Annotated in this window: 3 protein-coding genes; 2 read left to right on the forward strand and 1 reads right to left on the reverse strand. The window is 62.9% G+C overall.

Translation table 11 applies throughout. The features are described from left to right. Together ABZW16_RS43825 and ABZW16_RS43830 are read left to right on the forward strand one after the other, a co-directional pair. On the forward strand, positions 1 to 550 hold a 550-nt coding region (locus ABZW16_RS43825), incomplete at its 5' end, for an EndoU domain-containing protein (protein ID WP_354962081.1). 18 nt (positions 551 to 568) lie between these two features. Then, positions 569 to 919, forward strand: a complete 351-nt coding sequence (locus ABZW16_RS43830) for a hypothetical protein (protein ID WP_354962082.1) — start codon at positions 569 to 571, stop codon at positions 917 to 919. Between the two features lie 289 nt (positions 920 to 1208). Here the strand turns inward: ABZW16_RS43830 and ABZW16_RS43835 are convergent, their stop codons facing one another. Then, on the reverse strand, positions 1209 to 1919 hold the full coding sequence (locus ABZW16_RS43835; RefSeq protein WP_354962083.1) for a hypothetical protein: 711 nt from the start codon (positions 1917 to 1919) through the stop codon (positions 1209 to 1211). Positions 1920 to 2049: the final 130 nt, after the last annotated feature.

Raw genomic sequence — 2049 nt, forward strand, 5'->3', positions numbered from 1 at the left:
CAACGCCATACGTGCTGCCTATACCGGCAGCAAACTCATAAGGATCGTTGGTCTCGCAGCTGCCACCGCCACCGCGGCCGTGACTCTCAAACATTTCGACGGCATGGGTGACCTGAACCTCGAAGCAGGCAAACTCCTCACGATCCTGCTCATGAAGGTGCTTGTCGACGACACGGCCGGCGCGATGGGTGACCAATGGACGAAGGTGCAGGGGGCGACGCCGGGCAGCATCTCGATCACCCAGGGTCGGCGAATTCATATCCTCGACGGTGATGGAGACGAGGATGGAGGAGGGCATGCGCCCGGTGTCGGGGCACCCGGCAAGACCGAGTTCCCCGACATCGACACATGGGACGACGACCACATCATCGAAAGCATTCTGGATGTCGCAAGGAATCCCGACCAAGCTCCGGTTCTCCAGGACAACGGACGATGGAAGGTATCAGGAGTCCGCGATGGTGTTCTAATCGAGGTCATCGTGGATGCCGATGGAAGCGTCCGGACCGGTTACCCGGTCAGCGGGCCCGGTGTTGTCACGAATCCGAAATAGACAGAGGCGAGGGAGATTGTGGATTTCAGCGAAAGGCCCCGTAGGAGACGTGAGCGGCCGCAAAGGACCCAGGAACAGATCGACCGGCTCAACAAGTTGAGCAAGGATTCCCGCGATCTGCTGGAGCTGCTTGCGGACCGACTTCCAGCGGAGGCGCTTGCCCAGTACCGGACATTCAGCGACGTCGGCGAATGGGGAGAACTGGTCGATGGACTGTGTGCAAGTCTCGTGAAGCGCCGAATCTCGGTCACGCCGGCCGAGCGCGATAGCCTGGCCGAACTGATGGCGATGTTCAAGAACCGGGAAGACTACGTCTACCTCAGAGACCCCGACGGCGTCCTTGCCCATCTGACTGTTCTGCCGGCGTAACCCAGATATCGGGTAGCTAGGCCCAGACATCTCGCGCTAGCCTGCATCGCTCGCCTGGCCGACGGCCCCACGCGAACGATCCAGGCGAACCACTGAAACCGGGCTCGTGTATGGCGGCGCTGGCTCCCTAAATGAAGCCGACACGAAAGATCGAGATCCTTGGCAGGGGCCCGGGAAAGTCATGATGTGACCGCTTGACCTGCTATTTTGGGTTGGGGCGAGCACTGCAATGGCTCGGTGATGATCTTGGTTGTCTAAGGGCATGCAGATGAATAGCACGTAATTGTTGCTATGTTGCGGCGTGTTCGGCTGCGCGAGTGGGGGAAGTCGCGGATCTCGATGGGTGCAGCTCCGCTCGGGTGAGCGGTGTTGGGGTAGTGGGGGTTTGATGTGGTGAGGGCTCCTGCTCGTGACGTGATGTCGGGACGCAGTCACCGAACAGCGACTCGCTATCCAGTGGCCGGGCTCGCTCGAGGATCTCGTCGACGGTCTGCTCCACGGTGAGATCGGAAGTGTCCAACCATAATCCGATGCGCGGGGTCTGCGCCCGCAGCACCTCATCCAGGCTGTCGACGGTGAAACCGTCGTAGGCGACCTTGTCCCGGCCCGCCTCGCGCGCCGCGACCGCAGCCGGTTTCGGCGCGAGCACAACCACATATCGAGGCCTGGTCCGGATGCGGTCGAGGGTGTAGGGCAGGCACTCCCCGAGCACGACATCCTGGATGATGGCGGTGAATCCGGCCGCGGCGTACGCATCGGCGGTGTGCGCGGCCAGCGCGTGCCGCAGCCGCAGTTGGTCCAGTGCCTGCGTCGATGGTTCCGGACTCATGTCTACTCGGCCACCGATGATGAAGCGCCGGAACGCATCCCCGCGCACATGCGCCGAGCGCGGCAGCCGCTCCGCCAATGCCTGGGCGACCGTGGATTCCCAGCGGCCTGGATACCGGTGATCAGATAGACGGCGGATTCCATATCCGCTGGGATCGCAGCCCAGCGCCACTCATTTTCCGCGGACGTCTCCCGGGTCAGCTCGCGCGGTGTATCGGGTGCAGTCGGGACAGAAGGCGTCGATCCGGCCGGCGGCCACGTTCAGCAGGTGCAGGGTGGCGGGCACGGCTGTCCGCACCAGA

It is taken from the genome of Nocardia sp. NPDC004604 (genome assembly GCF_040609795.1).
Lineage (GTDB): Bacteria > Actinomycetota > Actinomycetes > Mycobacteriales > Mycobacteriaceae > Nocardia.